Annotated in this window: 6 protein-coding genes; 2 read left to right on the top strand and 4 right to left on the bottom strand. The window is 73.0% G+C overall.

The window, feature by feature from the left end; genetic code table 11:
- Positions 1 to 372: oligopeptide/dipeptide ABC transporter ATP-binding protein (locus tag ABZ078_RS44100; RefSeq protein WP_356584297.1), on the top strand; the 372-nt coding region annotated here is incomplete at its 5' end.
- On the opposite strand, the gene ABZ078_RS44105 is transcribed toward ABZ078_RS44100, so the two are convergent.
- Together ABZ078_RS44105 and ABZ078_RS44110 are read right to left on the bottom strand one after the other, a co-directional pair.
- Positions 369 to 1,085, bottom strand: coding sequence for a DUF5701 family protein (locus tag ABZ078_RS44105; RefSeq protein WP_356584298.1), 717 nt, complete (start codon positions 1,083 to 1,085; stop codon positions 369 to 371). The genes ABZ078_RS44100 and ABZ078_RS44105 overlap by 4 nt on opposite strands.
- Positions 1,086 to 1,200: 115 nt before the next feature.
- A complete protein-coding gene (locus tag ABZ078_RS44110; RefSeq protein ID WP_356584299.1) occupies positions 1,201 to 1,941 on the bottom strand; it encodes a class I SAM-dependent methyltransferase in 741 nt (246 codons plus the stop codon).
- A gap of 49 nt (positions 1,942 to 1,990) precedes the next feature.
- On the opposite strand from ABZ078_RS44110, the gene ABZ078_RS44115 reads away from it, so the two are divergent.
- Positions 1,991 to 2,380 carry a VOC family protein gene (locus ABZ078_RS44115; RefSeq protein WP_356584301.1) on the top strand — a complete coding sequence of 130 codons (390 nt, stop codon included), beginning with the start codon at positions 1,991 to 1,993 and terminating at the stop codon, positions 2,378 to 2,380.
- 25 nt (positions 2,381 to 2,405) lie between these two features.
- Here ABZ078_RS44115 and ABZ078_RS44120 read toward each other — a convergent pair whose 3' ends face one another.
- Positions 2,406 to 3,446, bottom strand: coding sequence for an amidohydrolase family protein (locus ABZ078_RS44120; RefSeq protein WP_356584303.1), 1,041 nt, complete (start codon positions 3,444 to 3,446; stop codon positions 2,406 to 2,408).
- 418 nt (positions 3,447 to 3,864) lie between these two features.
- On the bottom strand, positions 3,865 to 4,203 hold a 339-nt coding region (locus ABZ078_RS44125; RefSeq protein WP_356584305.1), incomplete at its 5' end, for an oligopeptide/dipeptide ABC transporter ATP-binding protein.

Here is a 4,203-nt window from a genome sequence, read left to right on the forward strand (position 1 = left end):
GTGATCGAGGTCGGCGACCGCGACTCCATCTACACCCGCCCCCGGCACCCCTACACCCACGCCCTGCTGTCCGCCGTCCCCGAGGTGAACGTGGCCGGCGAGGACGTGCCCCAGCGGGAGCGGATCCGGCTGGCCGGTGACGTGCCGTCGCCGATCTCGCCGCCCTCCGGCTGCCGTTTCCGCACGCGCTGCTGGAAGGCGCAGGACAAGTGCGCGGCCGAGGAGCCGCCGCTGGTCCAGATCTCCGGCAACCACGCGGACCATCTGACCGCCTGCCACTTCCCGGAGGAACCGACGACCGAGGCGCGGGACGAGGACATCGTGCTGGATCCGGCGCTGGCGGCGCTGGAGGGCTCGGGCGACAGGCCCTAGGACTGGCCGGGCACCGTGAGGTCGTCGCGGCCGCGGCGTCCCGTCGTGGAGGCGAAGCCCAGCCAGGTGTGCCGGTTGTTCCACCAGCACCAGCCCACCTTGGGGGCGTTGCGGCGCTCGCGGCCGTCCCGCCCGGTGCCGTTGCTGATCCAGATGGCCGGGGTGCGGGCGTCCAGGGCGCCGTCGGCCTTGCGCAGCCGGGAGCCGATGGTCATGAAGCAGTGGTTGCGCTCCAGGGCAGCCGGCTGCTGCAGCACCCAGTGGATGCCTTCGGTGAGCAGCAGCGGGGTGCGGTCCTCCTTGGTGAGGGCGGGCAGTGCCTCGTCGGGGCTCCAGTTGGACATGTGGTCGCCGCGGTCGAGGCCGGTGACGAGGTAGAGCGGGGCATCGGGCAGTTCGACGGCAGCGGGGGCGAAGAGGTCGACGTCGGGCATGTCGGTGACGACGAAGCCGGGTTTGTCGTCGCGGCGCAGCAGTGGCGCGAGGGCGGAGGCGGGGGCACGGTCCGGGTGAACGGCGAGCAGCGTGCCCTCGGCGCCCGCGCGGCCCTCACGGCCGACGGCGGCCTCACCGGCCTCGGCGAAGGCACGGAACTCGGCGGCGGGCAGCCCCGCCACCTCGTGCACCCCCAGCTCGATCAGCCGTTCGGCCTGTGCGCTCAGGGCCGGGAGTTGAGGGAGGAAGGCGGAGGTGACGGGCGTGGTCTCGGGCACGTTGCTCCCAGGGATACGAGGTGGACGGGCTCATGCCGAACGAAGCGGTCAGGCGGAACGTTCCCATCCGCCGCTGCCTTCCGTCAGGGCCGGCGGCCATGGCTCCGTACCGGCACTACGCGGCCCGCCGTGCCACGGTGATGATCTCGGGCGCGTCCGGGGTGAGCGGCGTCCGCCCCCAGTCGCCGTACCGCTCGTCCACGGTGAGGCCGGCCTCGTGGAGGAAGGCGGACAGGGCGTCGGGGGCGAGGAAGCGGAGGGTGCTGCGGCTGACGGCGGGGGCCGCCCAGGCGTCGCAGTCGAACGTCTCGGTGAAGGTCACCCGGTCTCCGGCGAGGGTCCCATCGACCTCGTGCCACACGCGTACGACGCGCCCGTCCTCGTCGGTGACCTCGCGCACCCGGTCCCGAGTCCATCTCTCCCAGGCCCGCGCGGCCGGGTTCCGCGTCTCGAACACGAACCGCCCTCCGACGCGCAGGGCGTCACGCACGGCGTGCAGGGCCGCACGCACCTCCTCGTCGCGGAGGAGCACTTGAAACGCGTGCCCGGTCATCACGACGAGATCGAACTCCGCCCGCCAGCCCCGGCTGCGCAGATCGCCGAGCACCCACTCGACACCACTGCCGTGCCGCCGTGCCTGCACGAGCATGGCGGCGGCCGGATCGAGTCCCACGAGCCGCCCGGGATGACCGGCGGCACGGGCCTCCCGGAGCAGCCTCCCGGTCCCGCAGCCGACGTCGAGCACGGCCCGGGCGGACCTCACATACCCGAGGCAAAAGTCGTCACCCGGCCCCCACGGGTTGAGGCTGTCGTACAACGCGGCGAGCGAGAGATCCGCGAACGAACGATCGACCATCGCGGCAGTCTGTCACAGGGACATCCAACGCGAGGGAAGGGAAAGGGAGTTGTTGCATCACGTGGAGCTGTGGGTGCCCGACCTGGGGCGCGCGGTGGCGTCGTGGGGGTGGCTGCTGGAGCGGCTGGGCCATGAACGGCACCAGGACTGGGCGGCGGGCCGTAGTTGGCGTGCGGGGGAGACCTACCTCGTGGTCGAGGAGTCGCCGGCGCTGCGCGGCGACCGGCACGACCGGCTGCTGCCGGGACTGAACCACCTGGCCTTCCACATGCCGGGTGGACGCACGGACCTCGACGCACTGGTCGAAGAGGCGCCACGGCACGGCTGGACGCCGATCTTCCCGGACCGGTATCCCTTTGCGGGCGGGCCGGACCACTGCGCCGCCTATCTGGAGAACGAGGACGGCTTCGAGGTGGAGCTCGTCGTGCGACAGCCCTGAGGACCTCCGCCGGCGTCGCTCGGCCTCAGCGGACGACCCGCCCCCGCAGCACCATCCGTCGTGGATGCCGCAGTACCCCCGGCTCTCGTCGCGGATCCGCGTCGTACACGGTGACGTCGGCGAGCCCGCCCTCGACCAGGCCCGGCAGCCCCAGGAAGTCCCGTGCCGCCCAACTGGCCGCGCCCACCGCCACGTCCGCCGGCAGCCCGGCGGCGATGAGGTGTTCGACCTCGGTGGCGACGTTGCCGAAGGGCGCGCAGTCCGTGCCGGCGAGGACGGTGACGCCGGCGTCGTGGGCCTCGCGGACCCGGCGGATCATGATGCGGTGGCCTTCGTGCCAGAGCCGGCCGCGGGGGTTGTCGATGATCCGGGGCGCGCTGCGGGCGAAGGCGGTCAGTGTGGGGACGTAGGCGGCACCGTGCGCGGCCAGCAGCCCCACGCACTCCTCCGGCATCCCCATGCCGTGCTCGACCGAGTCGACGCCGGCCCGGGCCGCGTTGAGCACGCCCCGCGCGGACTGGCAGTGCGCGGCGACCCTGCCGCCCGCCGCGTGCACCGCGTCGGTGACGGCGCGCAGCAGTTCGTACGGCACGGGGTCCGCCTCGAAGTCCCAGTCACCCATGAGCTTGCACCAGCCGTCATGGGCCTTGGCCTCGGCGACGGCGGCGGCCACGAGGTCGTCGGTCACGGTGTGGAAGTCGGCGTTCCTGGACAGCCCGGCCCAGGCCAGCCAGCGCCCGGCGGTGACCATGCGCGGCGCGTCGGGCGCCTCCCGCACCTCGTCCGGGATCTCACCCAGCAGCCCCGGGAACCGCAACGCCGTCGTCCCGGCGTCCCGATGCGCGGCGATCTGCTCGCCGAACGCCTCGGGGTCCCAGCGTGCCTCCTCCTGCGACCGGGACCCCGGGTGCGTGTGCGCGTCGACGAGTCCGGGGAGCAGGAAGCCACCGTCGGCCACCGTCTCCACCTCGACCGACGGGCGGTCGAAGGTGATGCGGTCGCCGAGGAGCCAGACGTCGCGGGTGATGCCGTGGGGGAGGACGGTGCCGCGCAGGTGAAGGGCCATCGGCCCAACCTAGGCGAACGGCACGGGTACGGGTGCGTATCGGCAACCTGAGTGCGGATTCCCTGCTCACGCCGGCCGAGCGGGCCGAGCGCGCTCGGCCGGCCATGCGGGAGTGGAACGGCTACGACCCGAGTGACGTCGAAGAGGCTGACCCGGACGCGGAACTCGATCGTCGACTCGCAAAGGCGGCCGCCTCGTGACCGACGCTCTCCATGTGATCTTCGACGACACGGCCACGGTCGCCGCGGGCTCGGGCGACGTCCGCCCGACCGACGTCGGAACGCCGGCGCCAAAAAGGCGAGGGCCCGCGCCGCGGGGGCACGGGCCCTCGTTCCCCGGGAACCGGACGATCATGGGCTCGGGTCAATGGGCCGGTGAAGGTCCGTTCCGTGAGCGGCGGCCGACTGAAAGGGGTGTGTCAGGCCGCCGTCTGGGGGTCCTTGGAGAGACGGGGCGCGGAGGCCGCTTCCTCCGTCTCCGGGTAGTGGCAGGCGGTCAGGTGGCCGGGCTTGTTGCCCTCGACCTGGACCAGCGGCGGGGCCTCGCTCGCGCACTTGTCCGTCGCCTTCCAGCAGCGGGTGCGGAAGCGGCAGCCGGAGGGCGGGTTGATCGGGGACGGCACATCACCCTGGAGCCGGATGCGGTCGCGGGCGGGGGTCTCCTCCACGGTCGCCTCGGGGACGGCGGACAGCAGCGCCCGGGTGTAGGGGTGGCGCGGGTTGCCGTACAGGTCCTCACGGTCGGCGATCTCGACGAT

The organism is Streptomyces sp. NPDC006385 (assembly GCF_040612485.1).
Classification (GTDB): Bacteria; Actinomycetota; Actinomycetes; order Streptomycetales; family Streptomycetaceae; genus Streptomyces.